Annotated in this window: 22 protein-coding genes; 13 read left to right on the plus strand and 9 right to left on the minus strand. The window is 71.1% G+C overall.

The genetic code is table 11. The features are described 5' to 3' along the window. Positions 1-67: 67 nt before the first annotated feature. Together AB0C26_RS12660 and AB0C26_RS12665 are read right to left on the minus strand one after the other, a co-directional pair. Complete coding sequence (locus AB0C26_RS12660; RefSeq protein ID WP_360246029.1) at positions 68-958, minus strand: LacI family DNA-binding transcriptional regulator; 891 nt, start codon at positions 956-958, stop codon at positions 68-70. 73 nt (positions 959-1,031) lie between these two features. After that, entirely contained in the window at positions 1,032-1,919 is an 888-nt protein-coding gene (locus AB0C26_RS12665; RefSeq protein WP_360246032.1) for a hypothetical protein, read from the minus strand. 135 nt (positions 1,920-2,054) lie between these two features. On the opposite strand from AB0C26_RS12665, the gene ahcY reads away from it, so the two are divergent. From ahcY to AB0C26_RS12690, 5 genes are read left to right on the plus strand one after another with little or no spacing between them, the layout of a single operon-like run. Continuing rightward, entirely contained in the window at positions 2,055-3,536 is a 1,482-nt protein-coding gene (gene ahcY / locus AB0C26_RS12670; protein ID WP_360246035.1) for an adenosylhomocysteinase, read from the plus strand. A gap of 48 nt (positions 3,537-3,584) precedes the next feature. Continuing rightward, complete coding sequence (locus AB0C26_RS12675) at positions 3,585-5,213, plus strand: Na+/H+ antiporter (protein ID WP_360246038.1); 1,629 nt, start codon at positions 3,585-3,587, stop codon at positions 5,211-5,213. A gap of 33 nt (positions 5,214-5,246) precedes the next feature. Beyond that, on the plus strand, positions 5,247-5,852 hold the full coding sequence (locus tag AB0C26_RS12680; RefSeq protein WP_360246041.1) for a helix-turn-helix domain-containing protein: 606 nt from the start codon (positions 5,247-5,249) through the stop codon (positions 5,850-5,852). After that, positions 5,849-6,742, plus strand: coding sequence for an ABC transporter ATP-binding protein (locus AB0C26_RS12685; RefSeq protein ID WP_360246044.1), 894 nt, complete (start codon positions 5,849-5,851; stop codon positions 6,740-6,742). Before AB0C26_RS12680 ends, AB0C26_RS12685 begins: the two co-directional genes overlap by 4 nt. Then, positions 6,739-8,310, plus strand: coding sequence for an ABC transporter permease (locus AB0C26_RS12690; RefSeq protein ID WP_360246047.1), 1,572 nt, complete (start codon positions 6,739-6,741; stop codon positions 8,308-8,310). The genes AB0C26_RS12685 and AB0C26_RS12690 overlap by 4 nt, the downstream gene beginning before the upstream one ends. Before the next feature lie 166 nt (positions 8,311-8,476). Here AB0C26_RS12690 and AB0C26_RS12695 read toward each other — a convergent pair whose 3' ends face one another. Then, positions 8,477-9,073 carry an ABATE domain-containing protein gene (locus AB0C26_RS12695; RefSeq protein WP_360246050.1) on the minus strand — a complete coding sequence of 199 codons (597 nt, stop codon included), beginning with the start codon at positions 9,071-9,073 and terminating at the stop codon, positions 8,477-8,479. 94 nt (positions 9,074-9,167) lie between these two features. Here AB0C26_RS12695 and AB0C26_RS12700 point away from each other — a divergent pair, with 94 nt between their 5' ends. After that, positions 9,168-9,356, plus strand: a complete 189-nt coding sequence (locus AB0C26_RS12700) for a hypothetical protein (RefSeq protein WP_360246053.1) — start codon at positions 9,168-9,170, stop codon at positions 9,354-9,356. A 6-nt stretch (positions 9,357-9,362) separates the two neighbouring features. Here AB0C26_RS12700 and AB0C26_RS12705 read toward each other — a convergent pair whose 3' ends face one another. Beyond that, a complete protein-coding gene (locus AB0C26_RS12705) occupies positions 9,363-9,767 on the minus strand; it encodes an ester cyclase (RefSeq protein WP_360246056.1) in 405 nt (134 codons plus the stop codon). Positions 9,768-9,782: 15 nt separating this feature from the next. Beyond that, positions 9,783-10,487, minus strand: a complete 705-nt coding sequence (locus AB0C26_RS12710; protein WP_360246059.1) for a LamG-like jellyroll fold domain-containing protein — start codon at positions 10,485-10,487, stop codon at positions 9,783-9,785. A 131-nt stretch (positions 10,488-10,618) separates the two neighbouring features. On the opposite strand from AB0C26_RS12710, the gene AB0C26_RS12715 reads away from it, so the two are divergent. Both AB0C26_RS12715 and AB0C26_RS12720 read left to right on the plus strand, forming a co-directional pair. Continuing rightward, positions 10,619-12,505 carry an amino acid transporter gene (locus tag AB0C26_RS12715; protein WP_360246542.1) on the plus strand — a complete coding sequence of 629 codons (1,887 nt, stop codon included), beginning with the start codon at positions 10,619-10,621 and terminating at the stop codon, positions 12,503-12,505. Between the two features lie 12 nt (positions 12,506-12,517). Beyond that, positions 12,518-13,837 (plus strand): M20/M25/M40 family metallo-hydrolase, encoded by a 1,320-nt coding sequence (locus tag AB0C26_RS12720; protein ID WP_360246062.1) that lies wholly within the window; start codon positions 12,518-12,520, stop codon positions 13,835-13,837. Here AB0C26_RS12720 and AB0C26_RS12725 read toward each other — a convergent pair. Continuing rightward, the gene (locus AB0C26_RS12725; RefSeq protein WP_360246065.1) at positions 13,788-14,639 is read right to left on the minus strand and encodes a LysR family transcriptional regulator; all 852 of its coding nucleotides are present in this window, start codon (positions 14,637-14,639) and stop codon (positions 13,788-13,790) included. The genes AB0C26_RS12720 and AB0C26_RS12725 overlap by 50 nt on opposite strands. Before the next feature lie 70 nt (positions 14,640-14,709). On the opposite strand from AB0C26_RS12725, the gene AB0C26_RS12730 reads away from it, so the two are divergent. Beyond that, complete coding sequence (locus AB0C26_RS12730; protein WP_360246068.1) at positions 14,710-15,375, plus strand: SDR family NAD(P)-dependent oxidoreductase; 666 nt, start codon at positions 14,710-14,712, stop codon at positions 15,373-15,375. Between the two features lies 1 nt (position 15,376). Here AB0C26_RS12730 and AB0C26_RS12735 read toward each other — a convergent pair whose 3' ends face one another. Then, complete coding sequence (locus AB0C26_RS12735) at positions 15,377-15,865, minus strand: NUDIX domain-containing protein (RefSeq protein ID WP_360246071.1); 489 nt, start codon at positions 15,863-15,865, stop codon at positions 15,377-15,379. Positions 15,866-15,916: 51 nt separating this feature from the next. On the opposite strand from AB0C26_RS12735, the gene AB0C26_RS12740 reads away from it, so the two are divergent. From AB0C26_RS12740 to AB0C26_RS12750, 3 genes are read left to right on the plus strand one after another with little or no spacing between them, the layout of a single operon-like run. Beyond that, entirely contained in the window at positions 15,917-16,312 is a 396-nt protein-coding gene (locus AB0C26_RS12740; RefSeq protein ID WP_360246074.1) for an ankyrin repeat domain-containing protein, read from the plus strand. 31 nt (positions 16,313-16,343) lie between these two features. After that, positions 16,344-16,865 (plus strand): SigE family RNA polymerase sigma factor, encoded by a 522-nt coding sequence (locus tag AB0C26_RS12745; protein WP_360246077.1) that lies wholly within the window; start codon positions 16,344-16,346, stop codon positions 16,863-16,865. Then, a complete protein-coding gene (locus AB0C26_RS12750; protein WP_360246080.1) occupies positions 16,858-17,478 on the plus strand; it encodes a LytR C-terminal domain-containing protein in 621 nt (206 codons plus the stop codon). The genes AB0C26_RS12745 and AB0C26_RS12750 overlap by 8 nt, the downstream gene beginning before the upstream one ends. 6 nt (positions 17,479-17,484) lie before the next feature. Here AB0C26_RS12750 and AB0C26_RS12755 read toward each other — a convergent pair whose 3' ends face one another. Further along, positions 17,485-18,306 carry a hypothetical protein gene (locus AB0C26_RS12755; RefSeq protein WP_360246083.1) on the minus strand — a complete coding sequence of 274 codons (822 nt, stop codon included), beginning with the start codon at positions 18,304-18,306 and terminating at the stop codon, positions 17,485-17,487. A gap of 150 nt (positions 18,307-18,456) precedes the next feature. Here AB0C26_RS12755 and AB0C26_RS12760 point away from each other — a divergent pair, with 150 nt between their 5' ends. Next, positions 18,457-20,205 (plus strand): MDR family MFS transporter, encoded by a 1,749-nt coding sequence (locus AB0C26_RS12760; RefSeq protein WP_360246086.1) that lies wholly within the window; start codon positions 18,457-18,459, stop codon positions 20,203-20,205. Here AB0C26_RS12760 and AB0C26_RS12765 read toward each other — a convergent pair. Beyond that, positions 20,202-20,450 carry a hypothetical protein gene (locus tag AB0C26_RS12765; RefSeq protein ID WP_360246089.1) on the minus strand — a complete coding sequence of 83 codons (249 nt, stop codon included), beginning with the start codon at positions 20,448-20,450 and terminating at the stop codon, positions 20,202-20,204. The two genes, AB0C26_RS12760 and AB0C26_RS12765, sit on opposite strands and share 4 nt — an antisense overlap. Between the last annotated feature and the right edge of the window lie 211 nt (positions 20,451-20,661).

A 20,661-nucleotide genomic window follows, 5' to 3' on the forward strand; every position in this document is an offset into this window, starting at 1 on the left:
CTGTCCACTCCCTCGCTGTTCGCTTGTCACCAGGGTGACGAACGGGGACACCGGCTATCGGACAGCATCAGGCGGAAATGTTCATCGGAGTTATCACCCGCACCGGGGCGGGCGTCTCCGGCAGCGGCCCGGGCAGCAGGCCGAGCTCCCGCAGGATGGCTCGGCACGCGTTCCGAAGGTCGGACCGCACATCATGATGGAGTACGGCGGACAGCTTGCCCTCGCGCAGCAGGCCGGCGTTCTCGTCGTCGAGGTCGTACGCCACGAAGACGTCGTAGCGGCGGCGTTCGGCCGCGAACGCCGCCACCACCTGGGCGTTGCCGCTGGTGGCCGAGTAGACCGCCCGCACCGACGGGTTGGCGGCCAGCGCCGGCCGCACCTCGGCGAGCGGCACGGACAGCAGCCGCCGGTTCGGTGCGCGCGACCTCATCTCGGCCCGGAAGGCGCTCTCGTCCCGGTCGCCCTCCACGAGCAGCACGTCGCCGGCCCGGTCGGCCAGCCACTGCTCGATCAGGTACGCGGCGGTCGCGCCGGCCTCCCCGTGGTCGGGCCCGAAGTGCGCGATCCGTTTGCTCGAGGGCAGGTCGCGGCCGAGGGTGACGACGGGGACGCCGAGCCGGCCGACCGCCTCGGTGACCTCCGGCGTGTCGGGGGCGTCCAGGATCAGGCCCCGGGCGTGGCCGGCCCGGGCCAGGTCGCTGAGGAAGCGGGGGCGGATCAGCGGCGGCGGCTCGGCCGCGAAGGCGGCCCGGACCGGATCCGGGCGGGGGACGACCACGTCGATCGGCACGGCCGGGTGGTACGGCGGTTCCCGGCCGTCCAGGGCGGCGATGGCCTGGTGGACCCGGCGGACGGTGCTCTCACGCACCCCGCCCCGCTCGTGCAGCACCCGGTCCACGGTGGCCGGGCTCAGGCCGGCGCGCTCGGCGATCTCGCGGATCCGGTGGGGGTGCTTCACGCCGTACAGAATGAGGGGTTTTTGAGGTCTTATGGAAGGTCTTTGATGTTTGTTCCACCCCTGGCGGGACTGGTCACCGGTCAGCTTGCTCCGCGAGCAGGGCGAGCATGCGACGGTGCTCGTCGGCCATGGCGGCCAGGATGAGGTGGCGCTGGGTGGCCGGCATGTCCGGATTGTCGAGCAGGGTCTCGAGGTTGGCGCCGAGATCGGCCAGCGGCGGGCGGAGGTCGGGCCCCGGCGTGGTGACGACCTTCTCCACGACCTTCTCCACGACGATCTTCGGTATCTCGATCGTCTCGGCGGTCAACGGCGAGGAAACCGGCGGGGCGGACGGGGCGGGAGCTCCGCGGGCGCGGTCGAGCAGGCCGTTCAGGGTCGACGCCAGCTCGGCCACCTCGCGCGGGCTGCGCACCTCGGGCAGGCGCGACGCCGGGTCCGCCGGGTCGAGGTCCCGCGCCGAGGTCAGCAGCCGCTGGAACGGGCGCAGCATGTATCCCGTCGCGAACCAGACACCGGCCGCGCTGAACAGGGCCGCGAGGACCACGAGGAGAACCACGATGCGCACGTTACTGCCGTGCTGGTCGTTCAGGTCGTCCTGACTCATCAGAATCTGGAGTTGGGCGCCCGACGGCAGCGTCTCGCCGAGCGAACGCCACTGGCCGTCACCGGTTTTCACCGTCGTGTATCCCTCGGCGACCGGCAGCGGGACGCCGGCCGACGATCCGACCTGCTTGACGAGTACGCCGTCCTTGATCAACCGGGCCACGAACGAGCCGTCCGAGGCGAGGGTCCCGGTCTTCGACGCGGTGACGCGTACCCGGTCGGCCCGGGACGAGATCTCGCGGTCGAGAGCCTCCTGATCCCGGCTGTCGATGCGCAGCACGACGAAAAACCCGGCCAGGGCCACCACGAGGGCCACCACCGCCGTGACGGCCAGGGTGAGCTGAGTGCGCAGACGCATGATCCCCTACCCTGCCAGACCGGACACGCTAGAGTATTAGAGCCCGCGTCCGAGAGGCGCTGCGACGGGCCCCCGAGCTCCTGATGGGTGGTTCGCCACGCTCGGCTCGGGTTTCTGACTCAAGGGCGCCTCCTGATGAGGGAGGAGACCCTCTTCGTGAGCGACAAGCTTCAGACCCGTAACGGCCTCGAGTTCGCGATCGCGGACATCTCACTGGCCGAGGCCGGTCGTCATCAGCTCCGCCTGGCCGAGCACGAGATGCCCGGCCTGATGTCCCTGCGCAAGGAGTTCGGCGACGCCAAGCCGCTCAGCGGCGCCCGGATCGCCGGCTCGCTGCACATGACCGTGCAGACCGCAGTCCTGATCGAGACGCTGGTCGCGCTCGGCGCCGAGGTGCGCTGGGTGTCCTGCAACATCTTCTCGACCCAGGACGAGGCGGCGGCCGCCGTCGTCGTCGGCCCGAACGGCACCGTCGACGCCCCCGCCGGCGTTCCGGTCTTCGCCTGGAAGGGCGAGACGCTGGACGAGTACTGGTGGGCCACGATGAACCTGTTCGACTTCGGCAACGGCCAGGGTCCGAACATGATCCTGGACGACGGCGGCGACGCCACCCTGCTCGTACACAAGGGTGTCGAGTTCGAGGCGGCCGGCGCGGTCCCGCAGACCACCGACGCCGACAGCCACGAGTACTCGATCATTCTCGAGACGCTCCGGTCCTCGCTGGCCACCGACGGCCAGCGGTTCACCCGGGTGGCGGCCGACATCCGCGGCGTCACCGAGGAGACCACGACCGGCGTGGCCCGGCTGTACAAGCTGGCCAAGGAGGGCACCCTGCTCTTCCCGGCGATCAACGTCAACGACGCGGTCACCAAGAGCAAGTTCGACAACAAGTACGGCATCCGCCACTCGCTCGTCGACGGCCTCAACCGGGCCACCGACGTGATGCTGGGCGGCAAGCTGGCCATCGTCTGCGGCTACGGCGACGTCGGCAAGGGCGCGGCCGAGACGCTGCGCGGTCAGGGCGCTCGCGTCGTCGTCACCGAGATCGACCCGATCTGCGCGCTGCAGGCGTCGATGGACGGCATGCAGGTGGCCCGGCTCGAGGACGTCGTCGGCGAGGCGGACATCTTCATCACCACCACCGGTGGCACCGACATCATCCGGGTCGAGCACCTGCAGGCGATGAAGCACAACGCGATCGTCGGCAACGTCGGGCACTTCGACGACGAGATCGACATGGCCGGCCTGGCCAAGGTGCCGGGCATCGAGAAGGTCGAGATCAAGCCGCAGGTCCACGAGTGGCGCTTCCCGGACGGCCACTCGGTGATCGTGCTGTCCGAGGGCCGCCTGATGAACCTGGGCAACGCCACCGGCCACCCCAGCTTCGTCATGTCCAACTCGTTCACCAACCAGGTCATGGCCCAGATCGAGCTCTGGACCAAGCCGGGTGAGTACGAGAAGCAGGTCTACGTGCTCCCGAAGCACCTGGACGAGAAGGTCGCGCGGCTGCACCTGGACGCCCTCGGCGTCAAGCTGACGACCCTCAGCAAGAAGCAGGCCGAGTACCTGGGCGTCGACGTCGACGGCCCGTACAAGCCGGAGCACTACCGCTACTGATCATTGTTTTCCTGGCCGACACAGTTATCCCTGTGTCGGCCAGGAAAGATGAGAGGTGTGCACGCCGAGACCACACTCCTTCTCATCCTCGGCGGCGTCGCGCTGATCGTGGGCGTACGGCTGATCGCGGAAAAGACGGGCCTTCCGGCCGCCGCTCTTCTGACGATCGCCGGCATCACGTACGCGTTGCTGCCCGGGCCGAATCTGGAGCTCGAACCCGAGCTCGTGATGACCTATGTGATCCCGCCGCTGCTCTACAACGCGGCGCTCGATTCCTCGCTGCTCGACATCCGCCGCCACATGCGCACCGTGATCAGTCTTTCGGTGCTGTTGGTTCTGGTCACCGCCCTGCTCATCGGCTGGGGGATCGATCTGTGGGTCGGTGGCGCGACGTTGGCCGCCGGTGTCGCCCTGGGCGCCGCGGTCGCCCCGCCCGATCCGGTGGCCGCGCTCGCGGTGGGCCGCCGGGCCGGCCTGCCGGGCAAGCTGATCACACTGATCCAGGGCGAGGGCCTGCTCAACGACGCGACCGCGCTGACCATCCTCACGGTCGCCGTCGCGGCCGCCAACGGCGGTCACTTCTCCGTGCCGTCGGCGATCGGCGAGTTCTTCCTGATGGCCATCGGCGGCGTGGTCGCCGGTGTCGTGGTCGCTTTCGTGATCCGGCAACTCCGACACATCCGGCAGGACCCGCTCACCGCGAACGCGATCTCGCTGGCCACCCCGCTCGCCGCGTACATCCTGGCCGAGTCCGTCCATGTCTCCGGTGTGCTGGCCGTGGTGATCGCCGGCCTGATCATCGGGCACGACTCGCCCCGCTACAGCGGGGCGGCCAGCCGCCTGCAGACCAGCGCGGTCTGGCGGCTCGTCGACTTCCTGCTCGAGGGCATCGTCTTCCTGCTGATCGGCCAGCAACTGCCGAACGTGGTGGACGAGCTGAGCAACTACGACATGTCCACGATCATCATCGCGGTGTCGGTGACGGTCGGCGTGACGCTGATCCTGCGCCCGCTGTGGCTGATCCTCACCCAGTTGCTGCCACGCTCGCTGCACGCCCGGCTGGGCGGCGAGGACGTCGAGGGGCCGCGTAGCGAGCAGGCCCTGACCGGCCGCGAGGTGACCGCGCTGAGCTGGGCCGGAACCCGGGGCGTGATCAGTCTGGCCGCCATCTTCACCCTGCCGGAGTCGGTGCCCAACCGCGAGCTGCTGCACTTCTGCGCCTTCGTGGTGGTGCTGGTGACGTTGCTCGGCCAGGGTCTGACCTTTGCCCCGCTGGTCCGGATGCTGGGCCTGCGGGCCAACCACGCCGACGACGCCCGGGAGCGCAACGAGGCCCGGTCGGCCGCGGTGCGGGCCGCCCTGGACCGGCTCGAGGACATCCAGGAGGAGCAGCACGACCACGTCGAGGACCGGGCCATCGAGAACATGCGCAAGCAGCTGGAGATCCGGCTCGAACGCTACAGCCGGCGCCTGGACCTGCTCGAGAACGCCGACTCGGACGAGGTGCCGACCTCGCCGGAGTACGAGGCGGCACTGATGGTCAGGCGCATGGTGATCGAGTCGCAGCGCGAGGAGCTGCTGCGATGGCGGGACGCGGGCAACCTCAACGACGAGAGTCTGCGGATCTTGGAGCGGGAGCTCGACCACGAGGAGCGACTGCTGCCAGATCGACGCTAGGCACGCTACACACGTGTGCAGTAAACTACACATGTGAGTAGCGACCTGACCGCACGAGCGCGCATCCGCGACGCCGCGATCGAGCTCTTCGCCGAGCGTGGCATCGAGGCCGCCACCATCCGTGACATCGCGCAGGCGGCCGGGGTCTCCTCCGGCCTCCTGCGTCACCACTTCGGCTCCAAAGAGGGGCTACGAGACGCCTGCGACGAGTACGCGCTGAGCGAACTCCTGCGGGTCAACGCCCACTTCACCGAGTTCCAGTCGCTCGACCGGCTGACACCCAAGATCCTGCTGCTCCAGCGCTACTTCATGCGCTCGACCATGGACGGCTCGCCGTCCGGCACGGCCATGTTCGACCGGATCATCGACCACGGCCGGGAGTGGCTGGCCCAGCAGCCCGATCTCAAGGTGACCGACCCCGCGGCGTTCATCGGCCTGCTCACCGTCATGAAGATGTCGATGTTCACCATGCGCGAGCTTCTCTCCCGCGCCGTGGGCAGCGACGTCGGCTCCGTCGAGGGCTGGACGCGCGTACTGAACGCGTCTCTCGACCTTTTCTCGCAACCCCTCATCACGCCCTCGCAGGCAGATCAGGCGCGGGCCCAGCTCGACAAGATCTTCGGGGAGGCCCCATCATGAGCGACGCCATCGACGTCACCGGGCTGATCAAGCGGTTCGGCCCGGTCACCGCCCTCGACGGGCTCGACCTGCACGTGCGTACCGGCGAGGTGCACGGGTTCCTCGGCCCGAACGGGGCCGGCAAGACCACCACGATCCGCGTCCTGCTCGGCCTCATGCGGTACGACGGCGGCCACGCCCGCCTGCTCGGCGGCGACCCCTGGTCGTCCGCCACCGAACTGCACAAACGCCTCGCGTACGTGCCCGGAGATGTCACCCTCTGGCCCAACCTGACCGGCGGCGAGGTCATCGACCTGCTCGGCCGGCTGCGCGGCGGCCTCGACCCCCGGCGCCGCGCGGACCTGCTGGAACGCTTCGAACTCGACCCGCGCAAGAAGGGCCGCACCTACTCCAAGGGCAACCGGCAGAAGGTCGCCCTGGTCGCGGCGCTCGCCTCCGACGTCGAACTGCTCATCCTCGACGAACCGACCTCCGGCCTCGACCCCTTGATGGAGGAGGTCTTCAGCGAGGTGATCAAAGAGGAGAAAAGGCGCGGCGACCGTACGGTCCTGCTCTCCAGCCACATCCTGGCCGAGGTCGAGAAGTTGTGCGACCGGCTGACGATCATCCGCGACGGCCGCACCGTCGAGACCGGCACCCTGGCCGACCTGCGCCACCTCACCCGCACCACGATCCAGGCCGACCTGGCCGGACCCCCGGACGGCCTGGCCTCCCTGGCCGGCGTGCACGACTTCCAGATCGACAACGGCCGCGTACGGTTCGACGTCGACTCCGACGCCCTCTCGCCCGCCCTGCAGACGCTGGTCCAGGTCGGGGTGACCTCGCTGGTCAGCCAGCCGCCGTCGCTGGAGGAGCTGTTCCTGCGCCAGTACTCGCGGTCCGGCTCATGACCGGGACCGGCCGGCTGATCCGGCTCATCCTGCGCCGCGACCGCGTCGTCCTGCCGCTGTGGGTGATCGCCCTCGCCCTGATCCCGGCCGGCTACGCGACGTCCTTCGAAAGCCTGTTCCCGACCGCGGCCGACCGCCTCGAATACGCGACGGTCAGCGGCTCCAACGCCGGCTTCGTCGGCCTCTACGGCTTGATCAGCGGCTCCTCGCTGGGCGAGATAGTGGCCTGGCGGTCCGGCTTCATCCCGATCATGGTGGCGCTCTTCGCGGCCCTCACGGTCATCCGGCACACCCGCGCCGACGAGGAGTTCGGCCGTACGGAGCTGGTGGCGGCCGGCGCCGTCGGGCGGCACGCCCCACTCGCGGCCGCCCTGATCACGACGTGCGCGGCCAGCCTGCTGCTCGGCGCGATCCTGACCGCGGCCATGCTCGGGCAGAACCTGCCGGCCGAGGGGGCGGTGCTGTTCGGGGCCGAGTTCGCCCTCAGCGGCTGCGCCTTCGCCGCCGTCGGTGCCGTCGCCGCGCAGCTCACCGCCGGTGCGCGCGGGGCGCGGACCATCGCGGTGGTCGCGCTCGGCGCCGCGTACGCGCTGCGGGTGGCGGGGGACGTCTCGGCCGTCGGCGACGGCGCGGTCTCGTGGCTGAGCTGGCTCTCCCCCATCGGCTGGGCGACACACATCTTCCCGTGGGGCGCGAACGACTGGTGGCCGGTGCTGCTGTCGGCCCTGTTCGTGGTCCTGGCCTCGGGGTTGTCGGCGGTTCTGCTGGCCCGGCGCGACTTCGGCGGCGGCCTGCTCCCGGCCCGCCCTGGACCGGCGACGTCCGGCTTGGGCACGCCCCTGGCCCTGGCCTGGCGCCTGCACCGCGGCCTGCTGATCGGCTGGACGACCGGCTTCGCCCTGCTCGGTCTGATCTTCGGCGGCGTCGGCGGCAGCGTCGTCGACCTCGTCGAGGACAACCAGCGGGTGGGCGACATCTTCGCCCGCCTCGGCGGCGCCACCAGCCTGGTCGACAACTACTTCGCCGGTACGGCCGGCATCGTCGGCCTGATCGCCTCCTGCTACGCCGTGCAGGCCGCACTGCGCCTGCGCGACGAGGAACAGTCCGGCCACGCCGAGCCGATCCTGGCCACGGCGGTGTCCGGCTACGCCTGGGCCGGATCCCACCTGCTGTTCTGCCTCGTCGGCCCGGCCGTGGCCCTGTTCGCGGAGGGTCTGGTGGCCGGCCTGACCTACACCGACGGAGACCTCGGCGCCATCGTGGCGAGCGCCCTGATCGAGCTGCCGGCGGTCTGGGTCCTGGCCGCGGTGACCGTCCTCCTGTTCGGACTGCTCCCCCGCCTGTCGGCCGCGGCCTGGGGCGCCCCCGCCCTGTGCCTGCTGATCCTGCTGGTCGGCCAGACCGTGCGGCTCGACCAGTGGCTCCTGGACGTCTCGCCCTTCACCCACATCCCGCACCTTCCGGGCGGCGACGTCGCGGTCACCCCGCTGCTAGCGCTCCTGGCCATCGCGGCCGCCCTCACCGCGATCGGCCTGAACGGCCTCCGCCGCCGAAACATCCCCGCCTGAGCCGCCGCGGTTGAGCCGCGCCCCGCGGTTGAGCCGGCCCCGCGGTTGAGCCGCGCCCCGCGGTTGAGCCGCGCCCCGCGGTTGAGCCGCGCCCCGCGGTTGAGCCGCGCCCCGCGGTTGAGCCGCGCCCCGCGGTTGAGCCGCGCCCCGCGGTTGAGCCGCCCCGCTACCCGCGGGCGGCTCGGCGGCGGGCCTGGCGCTGGACCTTGGCCTCGACGCCGCATCCGTCCATGGTGCACCATCGGCGGCTGCGGTTCTTGCTGGTATCGACGAACAGCCCGATGCAGCCGGCCTCGGCCGCGCACGTCTTGACCCGGTCGAGAGGCCCCTCGGTGAGCAGGCGCACGGCGTCGACGCTGATCGGCCACCAGGCTCGATCGGGCTCGTGACCGGTGAACTCCCAGATGAACTTCCCGCCGGAGGACGTTCCGGGCACGAGACGGGCGGAGGCGACCGCTTCGGCGTACCGCCGCCGCACCTCGTCGAGCGGGCCGGCCGGCGGCTCCAGTCCACGGCCGATCGCGGCGAAGACCTCGAAGATCGCCTCACGCAGGCCCAGCGCGGCGCGCAGCGACGCCTCGGCGTCGTGCCGGCGCAGCCGCGCGCTCGTGGCCCCGTCGATCAGCCCGGCGAACGCGGACCAGCCGGCCAGATCGGCGTACGTGTGCAGGTACTCCGCCGGTTGGGCGGTCGCCCGCCCGTCGAGCGTGTTGGCGAAGTCGAGACACACGGCACCGCCGAAGGGCTCCAGGAACGCGGACATTGATTCCACCAAAACGTGTTTGACCCGCATCGGGCGTGGTAAGACTGATTCCAGTGAAACGAGTTTAGCCCGCATCGATCCGAAGGAGATCCCGATGCAGGAACTGGCACTAGCCCCACTCGTGACCGGCGCCGGCACCTCCCCGATGCGCTCCGCCCTCCCGGCCAGCCCGGTGGTGCCGGAGCGGCCACCGGGCCGCAGCCGCCGGGCGACCGCCGCCGCGCTGCGCCGCCTGGCCACCCACCTCGACCGCGGCGCCTCGCCGGAACCGGCGTTCTCGTAGATCGCGTCAGCGGACCTGGAGGATGCGCTGGAGTTCGTCGGCCAGGACCCAGATGGCGGCGACGCGGCCGTCACCGGTCAGGGTCAGGACGTCGATTCCCAGGCCGTTCACCTCGCGGCCGGTCGGCGGCAAGTCACCCAGAGGCGTGACCCAGACGCCGGTGTGGCGGGCCCGGTGACGGAAGGCCACCGTCAGCTTGCCGGGCGCCTCGACGCGGTCGACCACCTCGATGTCGTGCTCGGTGAAGGCCGCGTGCAGCGCCTCCGCGCGGGCGACCAGGTCGGCGACCGGCATCGGTGTGCCGTTGATGGTCACCGGGTCGGTGTAGACCCGCCGGAACGCGGCCAGGGCGTCACCGTGCTCCCGCGGTGGCACCCGCCACAACGCGAACAACTGGTCCTCGAGCTCCATGGCCGCCTCCCGAGCTCAACCTATCTCGACCCACACCTCGTCGAGAACGCCCTGGAACTGGTCGTTGTCGGCGAAGGAGCCCTTGCCGCCGATGCTGAACGGGAGTCGGTTGTGGACCGACAGGTCGGCCGGGATCGCGGTCTGGCCCCGGGCAACGCCGTCGACCAGGATCGTCAGGTGCGGGCCGGAGCGGCGGCACTCCAGGGTGTGCCAGCGGCTGTCGGCCACGCCCACCGTGCTGAGCACGGTGTGGATACGCGGATCGCGGTCGTCGACGAAGACGCAGCTGGGGCGGCCGGCCAGGCCGTCGATCTGGAGCTTGTACTGGCTGCCCCGGGCGGAATAGCCCTTCTGCAGCACGTTCTCGCCCTTGGTGGTCTCGTCCGCGGCCAGCCGGACCGCGGCGCCGTAGCGGATCGGGCGGCGGCCCGGGTTGAGCTCGGCCGCCACCGCGCGCAGGGCGATCCGGGGGCAGGGCTCGGTGCGGCAGGGCGGCGGGAAGGCCAGGGCCCGGCCGCCGTTGTGGGCGACCGTGGTGAAGGAGCCGCCGTACCGGCTCACCGGGCTCAGGTCGAAGCCGCGGCCGGACGCCTCGGCCAGCGGCGACGGGCCGTCGAAGGTGTAGCGGACAGTGACCTTGCCGGCGGTGGAGGCGGCGGCGGGCATGACGGCGGCGAGGCCCAGCACCAGGGCGCAGCCGGCGACGAGGGACAGACGCACGCCGGGTCAACGGACGGCACGCCTCGAAGGATGCGCGCGCATTTTGACGCGATGTTAACGCCTGATCGTGGGAGGTGCCGGTCGCCCGGTGGAACCATTCGCGGGTGACAACCACGGGGTTCCGGGACTGGATGCTTTCCGGATTGAACGACACCGCGAAGCACCACGAGGGCCCGCACGGCGTACCGGCCGATCCGGCGGAGAAGCCGCACCCGTGGTGGAAGGTGATGTGCCTGACCGGCGTGGACTATTTCTCCACGCTGGGCTACCAGCCGGGCATCGCGGCGCTGGCCGCCGGTGTGCTGTCGCCGGTCGCGACGCTCGTGCTCGTGCTGGTCACGCTGCTGGGCGCGCTGCCGATCTACCGGCGGGTGGCAGCCGACAGCCCGAACGGCGAGGGCTCCATCGCGATGCTGATGAAGCTGCTGTCGTTCTGGAAGGGCAAGCTGTTCGTCCTCGTGCTGCTCGGGTTCGCGGCGACCGACTTCATCATCACGATCACCCTGTCGGCCGCCGACGCCACCGCACATGTCGACGAGAACCCGTACCTCCCGCAAGCTCTGCACGGCCATCAGGTGATCGTCACCCTGCTGCTGGTGGCCCTGCTGGGCGCGGTCTTCCTGAAGGGTTTCACCGAGGCCGTCGGTATCGCCGTCGGCCTGGTCGGCGTGTACCTGGCGCTGAACGTGGTGGTGATCGCCGACGGGTTGTGGGAGGTGCTGACCCATCCGCACGCGGTGACCGACTGGACGACCGCGCTCACCACCCAGCACGGCAATCCGCTCGTGGTGGTGGGGATCGCGTTGCTGGTCTTCCCGAAGCTGGCGCTCGGCCTGTCCGGCTTCGAGACCGGCGTGGCCGTCATGCCGCACATCAAGGGCGACCTGCGGGGGCGCGTCCGGGGCGCGAAGCGGCTGCTCACCACGGCCGCCGTCATCATGAGCGTCTTCCTGCTGACCAGCAGCGTGGTCACCACCGTGCTCATCCCGCAGCGGGAGTTCGAGTCGGGCGGTGACGCCAACGGGCGGGCGCTCGCCTACCTCGCCCACGAAAACCTGGGAAATGCGTTCGGGACCGTGTACGACCTCTCGACCATCGCCATCCTGTGGTTCGCCGGGGCGTCGGCCATGGCCGGGCTGCTCAACCTGGTGCCGCGCTACCTTCCACGGTTCGGCATGGCGCCGGGCTGGGCCCGCGCCGTACGGCCGCTGGTCCTGGTCTTCACCGGGACGGCCTTCCTGATCACCTGGATCTTCGACGCGGACGTGGACGCGCAGGGCGGCGCCTACGCCACCGGCGTCCTCGTGCTGATCACCTCGGCCGCCGTCGCGGTGACCCTGTCGGCGCACCGCCGGCGGCAGAAGGGCCGCACCGTCGCCTTCGGCGTCATCGCGGTGCTGTTCGTCTACACCACCGTCGCGAACGTGGTGGAGCGACCGGACGGCGTGAAGATCGCCGCCTGTTTCATCGCCGGGATCCTGATCGTCTCGTTCCTGTCCCGGCTGTTCCGCGCGTTCGACCTGCGGGTCACCGACATCTCGGCCGACGAGACGGCGCTCGGCTTCCTGGCCGACTGCCGGCGCCGGCAGATCCGGCTGATCGCCAACGAGCCCGGCCGCCGGGACAGCCGCGAGTACAGCGACAAGATCGCGCAGATTCTGGCCGACAACGACATGGCCGACGACCGGGACGTCATCTTCGTCGAGGTGACGGTGCAGGACGCCTCCGACTTCGAGACCGAGCTGCGGGTGACCGGCGAGCTGCTGCACCACCGCTACAAGGTGATGCGGGTGACCAGCTCGTCGGTGCCGAGCGCGCTGGCCGCGCTGCTGCTGTGGATCCGGGACACGACCGGCCGCCGGCCGCACATCTACTTCGAGTGGACCGAGGGCAACCCGGTCGCCAACTTCGTGCGCTACCTGGCGTTCGGGCAGGGCGAGGTGGCGCCCGTGACTCGCGAGATGTTGCGCCGGGCCGAGCACGACCGCAACCGCCGGCCCCACGTGCACGTCGGCTGACATGATGGCGCGATGAGCCGGCTCGAGGCGTTCCGCGACCTGCTGCGCATCCCGACCGTCTCGACCCGCGAGACCGAGGCGTGGGACGAGACGGCGTTCGACGACTTCCACGAGGCGCTGCGACGGCACTTCCCGCTGCTGCACGAGAGGCTCGAACTGACCCGGGTCGGTACGCACGGCCTGCTGTTCCACTGGCCGGGCGCCTCGGCCGAGCGGCCGGTGGTGCTCATGGCCCACATCGACGTGGTGCCGGTCGAGGGCGAGTGGACCCATCCGCCGTTCGAAGCGGTGGTCGCCGACGGCGTCGTCTGGGGCCGCGGCACCCTCGACTGCAAGGCCAGCCTCACCGCCATCGGCCAGGCCGTGGAGGACCTGCTGGCCGCCGGGCACACCCCGGCCCAGGACGTGTGGCTCTCGTTCGGCTGCGACGAGGAGGTGGCCGGCATCGCGGCCGGGCTCGCCGTCGACGAGCTGCGCCGGCGGGGCGTCAAGCCGTGGTTCGTGCTCGACGAGGGCGGCGCGATCGCCCACGACGTGCTGCCGGGCGTGCCCGTGCCGGTCGCCGCCATCGGCGTCACCGAGAAAGGCGTCGCCTCGATCGAGCTGAGCGTCGCCGGCCGCGGCGGGCACGCGTCGACACCGGCCCCGATGGGGCCGACCGCACGCCTGGCCCGGGCCATCACCCGGCTCGACCGCTCGCCGATGCCGGCCACCACACCGGACGTGGTGGTCGAGTTCCTGCGCCGCGCCGCCGAACACGCCACCGGCCCGATCGGTGTCGCCCTGCGCGCCGCCGTCCGGTCCCGTCCCGTGCTGACCCGGCTGCTCCTGGCCGCCGGTCCGGAGGCGGCGGCGATGGTACGGACGACGTTCGCGGTCACCACGCTCAGCGGCTCACCGGCCCTGAACATGGTGGCGTCGAACGCGACCGCCGGCGTCAACATCCGCATCCTGGTCGGCGACACCATGGCCGGCGCGATCGCCCACGTCCGCAAGGTGATCCGCGACAGGAAGGTGACGATCCGGGTCGTTCACGACGGCGAGCCGTCACCGCCGTCGCCGCTGGACGACGCGTTCCAGCTGATCGAGGCGGTCACGGTGTCGCATTTCCCCCAGGCGGTTCCGGCGCCGTACGTCATGATGGCCGCGACCGACGCCCGCCGCTTCACCGCGATCTGCGAGCGCGTCTACCGCTTCACGCCGTTCGAGATGACCAGGAAACAGCGGGAGGCCATCCACTCCTACGACGAGCACATCACGGTCGACGCCTACCTCGCCGGCATCAGGTGGTACCGCTCGCTCCTGGAGAAGCTGCCTGCCGGGCCGCGGTGACGAAGGCCGCCACCTCCCGCGACCGGCTGCTCTCGGCCCAGGCCAGGACGAGGGTGGCCGGGACCGCGTCGAGCACCGGCCGGTAGGTGACGCCCGGGAGCGGCCGCTGCGACGCCGACTCGGTGACCAGCGCGACCGCCCGGCCCAGCGTCACCAGCTGCATCAGTTCGCCCACGTCACCGACCCGCGGACCCGGGCCCGGGCGCGCCGCCTCGGGGAACCATGGCAGATCCTCGCCGGCCAGATCGGCCATGCGCAGCTCGTCCCGGGCGGCCAGCGGGTGGCTGTCGGCCAGCGCCAGCACCCGCCGCTCCACGGTCAGCTCCTCGGTGGCGAGGCCGCTCAGATCGTTCTGCGGGTGATGCAGAAGCCCGACGTCGGCCCGGCCGTCGCGGAGCATGGCCGCCCGCTCACCGAGCGAAAAGGCGAAATCGACGGGCAAGGCATCGGGCCGGTTCTCGTACGCGGCGAGGATCGCCGGCAGGAGCCCGGCGTCGCCGCCCGGCTTCATCGCCAGCACCAGGCTCGGCTTCCGCCCGGCCCGCCGCGCCCGCCCGACGGCGGCGGCCACCGCGTCGAGCGCGGTCCGCCCCTCGGCCAGCAGCACCTCGCCGGCCGGGGTCAGGCGGCTGCCATGGCTCGTACGCTCAAGCAGCTCCACCCCGAGGCGATGCTCGAGCCGCCGGATCGCCCGGGAGAGCGGCGGCTGCGCGATGCCCAGCCGCTCCGCGGCCCGCCCGAAGTTCAGCTCCTCGGCCACGGCGACGAAGTAGCGCAACTCGCGCGTCTCCACGTCCTCCATACCCCGAGGGTATCGCCGGCGTACTCAATCGATCTTGGGATGGGACGCGGCCCGATGCTCAGATGAAGGCATGTCAGACACGAAGATCGCCCTGGTCACCGGGGCCGCCCGGGGAATCGGCGCCGCCATCGCGGAAGGACTCGCCGCCCGCGGCATGACCGTCATCGCGGCCACCCGCGCCGATCTCGACGTCACCGACGACGACTCGGTCGCCGCTTTCGCGTCCCGCTACCCCCACGACCACCTCGACATTCTCGTCAACAACGCCGGCATCTCCGGCGGCCGCGAAGGTCAGACGCCGGGCCAGGTCGACCCGGCGGTGATCCGCGCCGTCTACGAGACCAACCTGTTCGGCGTCATCCGGGTCACCGAGGCCTTCCTGCCCCGGCTCCGCGAGTCGGCCGATCCCCGGATCATCAACGTCTCCAGCGGCACGGCCTCCCTGCACTGGAACACCGACCCGTCACACGGCTTCGCCGCCCGCGGCGCCATGGCCGGTTATCCGTCGTCGAAGGCCGCCCTCAACATGGTCACCGTCCAGTACGCCAACGCCTTCCCCGGCATGTCGGTGAACGCCGTGGCCCCCGGCGCCTGCGGCACCGACTTCGCCAAGGATCTCGGCCTCTCGCTGGAGCGCACGGCCGCCGACGGCGCCGCCATCGCGATCCGTCTGGCCACGATGGATAAACCGCCGACCGCCACGTTCGTCTCCGACGAGGGGACGGTTCCCTGGTAGATCAGCGACCACCCGGTGCCGCACGCGCGAACCACGGCTCGGCCGCCGGGTCGAGGGCGATCGCCAGGCACCGCGCCTGATGCGGTGGCAGCGGCGGCACGGCGTCCGGGTCGAACCAGGCGACCTCCACCGACTCGTCGTCGCTGACGCGGGGCTCACCGGCCACGACCCGGCACCGCACGCCGACGGTGAGCCAGTGAATCTGGTCGCCGTTGGGGGCCACTGACAGGTCCAGGGCCTCCACCGCGAGCAGGCGCTCGACCGTGACGTCGACCCCGGTCTCCTCCCGGACCTCCCGGACGGCGCCGGCCGCGGGCTGCTCGCCCGGCTCCAGGCAGCCGGTGGTCAGCGCCCACTCGTGGGTGTCCGACCGCCGGACCAGCAGCACCCGATCGCGGTCGTCGAGCACGACCGCGATCACGCCGGGTAGCGGAAGCGGATCGTGTCCGATCTTCGAGCGGAGGGCGACGACGAATTCGGGGATCGGCATGCGCGCACGGTAGGACGGCCCGGCAACCGGGCGCGTGGTGCAATGGCCGGCGTGAACAGGCGCCGACGTAAGAAGTTGCAGGACAGGCTCGTGCAAGCCGCCGGCTGGGGCAGCACGCATGACGTGGCGAGGCTGCTGCTGGACGGCGCCGACCCGAACACGGCCGACCGCGACGGGAGCACGCCCCTGTACCGCGCGAGCGTTCAGAACATGGCCGGCAGCGTCCGGCTGCTTCTGTCGGCCGGGGCCGACCCGAACCGCGAGAGCGGCCGCGGCGACGAAGGGCTGCCGCTGTGCGCAGCCGCCGCCTGGGGGCATGCCGGCACGGTCCGGGAACTCGTCGCGGGTGGCGCCGACCCCGACCGCCGCGAGGACGCCGGTCGCGGGCGGTCGGCGCGGGAGTGGGCCGAAGCCGGCAAACATCACGCGGTCGCGGAATCGATGTAACCGGATCGCGGGGTGCGGTGTGTCTTCAAGTGTGCGGGAATCCACGGGCAGCGCCGACTTCGACGCCTTCTACATCGCGACGGTCCGGCGGGTCGTGCTCTACCTCTACGCGGCCGGCGGTGACCGGGGCGACGCCCAGGACATCGCCCAGGAGGCCTTCGCCCGGGCCTGGCAACACTGGCCGAAGGTCTCCGGGTACGAGGATCCCGAGGCCTGGGTACGGACGGTCGCCTGGCGCCTGATGCTCAACCGCTGGCGTGGCCTGCGGCGGTGGCTCGCCGCCCGCTCCCGCCTGGGCCCCGGCGACGAGGCGACCGGCGGGCCGTCGCCCGACCGGGTGGCCGTCGTCGACGCGCTGCGACGGCTGCCGGCCGCGCAACGTCAGGCCGTCGCGCTGCACTACCTGCTGGACATGCCGGTCCAGGAGATCGCCGCCAGCACGGGCGTCCCGGCGGGGACGGTCAAGGTGCGGCTCTCCCGGGCCCGGGCCACTCTCGGCCGCCTACTCGACGACCACGATCAGGAGATCAGCGATGCCTCGTTCGGTGCATGACCGACTTCACGAGCTGGAGACCGACGTACGGGATCTCCCGGTCCCCCCGGCCGCCACGATCCGGGCCCGCGGCAACAGCCGTCGCCGCCGGCGGCGCGTGACCGTGGCGACGGCGGCCGTGGCGGTGGCGGCGGCCACGGCCGGCATCACGCTCGCCTGGCCGCAGCAACAGCGGCAGCTCCCCACCGCCATCGCGCCCGCCGACCGCCCCGCCACCCCCGGCCTCACCTGCGACCTGACCCTGCCCAGCGACCCGCCCCAGGTGCGGGTCCGGGTGCTCGACGGCGGCGCGTCCCCGACCCGGATGGCGACGACGGCCGCCCAGCTCGAGGCCCGCCGATTCACCGTGCTCGACGGCACCACCGGCCCCCGCCCGGCCACGCCGGCCACCGTCGTCTACGGCCCCGCCGCGATCGGCACAGCCGCCGTGCTGCGCGCGGTGGTGTACGGCGACGCCACGATGCGCTTCGACCCGACCCGCCCGGCCGGCGACAAGACGATCGACCTGATCCTCGGCCCCGCCTTCACCCGCCTGGCCACCACCACCGAGATGAACGAGAACCTGGCCACCGCCGGCGAGCCCACAGCTCCCCCGGAGTGCGCGAACCGCTGACGCCCCTCAACCCGAAACGACCCGGGCCCCAGCTCGGCCGCCCCCGATCTGAAGATCGAGAAGATGGTCCTGGGCGTTCCTCGCCGCGTCCAGGGCCGCACGCACGAGTTCGTGCCGCAACTTCCACCGGAGCGTCGGGTCCGCCTCCTCGCCGAAGCGCTCGGCCAGCCACTCGGCGTGCAGCAGGTAGCAGTGCACGAGCGGCTGACCGTAGTAGTAGCTCATCTGTTTCGCCGTCATCTGGAACGGCCGCAGAAAGACCACACTGAGAAAACTGCTCAGCGCCGCTCCGACGGCGGTCAGCACAGCTGCCGTGATCTGGCCGGCGAGATCCTGGACGGAAAGCGCCGCGGTCGCCCCGACCAGCAGCACGAGCAGCCCGGCGGTCGCGGCACCGATGCAGGCGAAATAGGACGTCCGGGACTGCGTAATGGCCACGGCCACGAACCTGTGCATGAGACGGAAATTGAAGGTGATCAAGTCACCCAGCGCCGGGTCGTTTATCGACTTGGCGATGTGGGCCAGCTCCCGGCATTCCCGCTCGCGCCGTTCCCACCGTCGCCGCCGTGACCGATGTGATCCCAGGACGACCAGCGGGACGACGACAGCCGAGATCGCGAGGAACGCGGCGACGATCAGCATCGAGGCGAGCGGGACGCCCTGGGCCTCGTGATCCAGCCGGAACGACACGATTGTCAGCCCGGCTGCCCCCACTACCAGTACGGCGGCGAGCGCACCGGCCGTCCAGCGGGCGAGCCGTTTGTCGGCGCGGATCACTTCGTCCAGGTCGGCGTTGCTCATCAACCAGGGTGCGGCGGAGTCGGGCATGACCGGATGGTCGCAGCCCGGCCGGTTCGGCTCAGTCGGATCACGGACCGGCGCGGTGACCGGGATCGCAGGTGATCGGCCTCTCCTAAACGTATCGATGACTGATGCGTGGGGGTAGTCGGAGGTATCACCTAGCAGGGGGGACCCGAGATGAGCACCACCGTTACGAAACCGGCGGGCGTGGATCTCACGCATCGTCAGGTGTTGCAGGTGCTCGGCGGGCTCATGCTCGGCCTCCTGCTCGCCTCGCTGGACCAGACGATCGTCGCCTCGGCCATCCGGACCATCGGCGACGATCTGCACGGGCTCAGCGCTCAGGCGTGGGTGACCACGGCGTACCTGATCACTTCGACCATCTCGACCCCGCTGTACGGCAAGCTTTCCGACATCTACGGGCGCAAGCGTTTCTTCCTCGCCGCCATCACCATCTTCGTGATCGGCTCGGCCGCCTGTTCGTTCGCGCAGTCGATGTACGAGCTCGCCGCGTACCGGGCCTTCCAGGGTGTCGGCGCCGGCGGCCTGTTCTCGCTGGCCCTGGCGATCATCGGCGACATCGTCCCGGCCCGGGAGCGGGCCCGCTACCAGGGCTACTTCCTGGCCGTCTTCGGCACCTCGAGCGTGCTCGGGCCGGTCATCGGCGGCTTCTTCGCCGGGGCCGACCAGATTCTGGGCATCACCGGCTGGCGCTGGGTCTTCCTGGTCAACGTGCCGATCGGCATCGTGGCCCTGATCGTGGTGGCCAAGGTGCTGCGCCTTCAGCAGGAGCGGCGTGAGCACCGGATCGACTGGTGGGGCGCGGCCTGGCTGTGTGTGGCCCTGGTGCCGTTGCTGACCATCGCCGAGCAGGGCCGCTCGTGGGGCTGGGACTCGGGCCGGGCGTTGTTCTGCTACGGCGTCGGCGTGGCCGGTCTGCTGCTGTTCGTGCTGGCCGAGTGGCGGATGGGCGAGGACGCGCTGATCCCGCTGCGGTTCTTCCGCAACCGGACGTTCAGCCTGACCGCGGTCGGCGGCTTCATCGTCGGTCTCGGCATGTTCGGTGGCCTGGCCGTGCTGCCGCTGTATCTCCAGATCGTCCAGGGGTCCACGCCGACGGAGTCGGGTCTCCAGTTGCTGCCGTTGACGCTCGGCCTCATGGTCGGCTCGGTGATCTCGGGTCAGTTGATCAGCCGTACCGGGAAATACAAGATCTTCCCGGTTGTCGGCAGCGTGTTCGCGGCGGCCGGCATGTGGTTGCTGCACACGGTCGGGGTGGACACGCCGTTCTGGCGCACCGGTGTCTTCATGGCCGTGCTGGGCCTGGGCCTCGGCCTGGTCCTTCAGCCGATCACGCTCGCCGTGCAGAACGCGATGTCGGCCCGCGAGATCGGGGTGGCTACGTCGTCGGCCACGTTCTTCCGCCAGATGGGCGCGACGGCCGGCACCGCGCTCTTCCTGTCGCTGCTGTTCTCAACGGTGGGTCAGAACATCGCGGATGAGGTACGGGCGGCCGGCCCCGCCTTCCAGCAGGCGCTCGCCGATCCGGCCAACAGTGCGGTGGCCGAGGCCCTGCGCGGGGGCGCCGACCTGAACGACACCTCGTTCCTGAACGGGCTGAGCGCCGTGGTCGCGTACCCGTTCAAGGCCGGCTTCTCCCAGTCGATGGACATGATCTTCCTGGCCGCCTCCGTGGTCATCCTGGCCGCGCTGGTGATCTTCGCCTTCCTGCCGCAGATCCCCCTGCGCACCCAGTCGGGCCTGGCCGCCCGCGCCGCCGAGGAGCAGAGCGGCCCGGCGGCACGTGGCGACGAGGAGGGGCGGCACGCGGCGGAGACCCACCCCGAAGGTCACCGTGTCGTGGTCAAGGAGCACGAGGGTAGCCACGAGGTGGGCGTCCACCGGGCCGAGGTCGACGAGCGCTAGAAGGAGCCCTTCTTCACGTCGGCCAGGCTGATCCGGGTCACGACGAAGGTCGTGCTGCCGTCGGAACCGTTGGAGAGCTTCAGCGGTACGCCGGTCGCGGCGTCGATCGTGATGGTCTGCGGCGACTCGCCGGGCATCGCCGGCATGCCGACGGTCAGGTTCAGCACCTGCTTGCCGTCGAGGGTGCCCGGGGCCACCTTGACCTCGGGCATCTGGTCGAGCAGCCGCAGCGCGCCGGCCCGCACGACCCGGGTCGCCGGCGCCGGCGTGCAGCGCGTCGAGGACGTTGTTCCAGACCCGGTTGTCGGCGATGTTGGTCCGCATCCCCTCGCGGACCGCGGCCGGGATCTTGGTGTTGGCCGGGGCCGGGTGGCTGTAGCCGGGGGCCTCGGTCGGCACCGGCGCCCCCTTGGGCGCCCCGGCCACGATCATGCGCTTGCGGGCGGCGTTCAGGTC

Origin of the sequence: Actinoplanes sp. NPDC048796 (genome assembly GCF_040650035.1) — a bacterium.
Classification (GTDB): domain Bacteria; phylum Actinomycetota; class Actinomycetes; order Mycobacteriales; family Micromonosporaceae; genus Actinoplanes.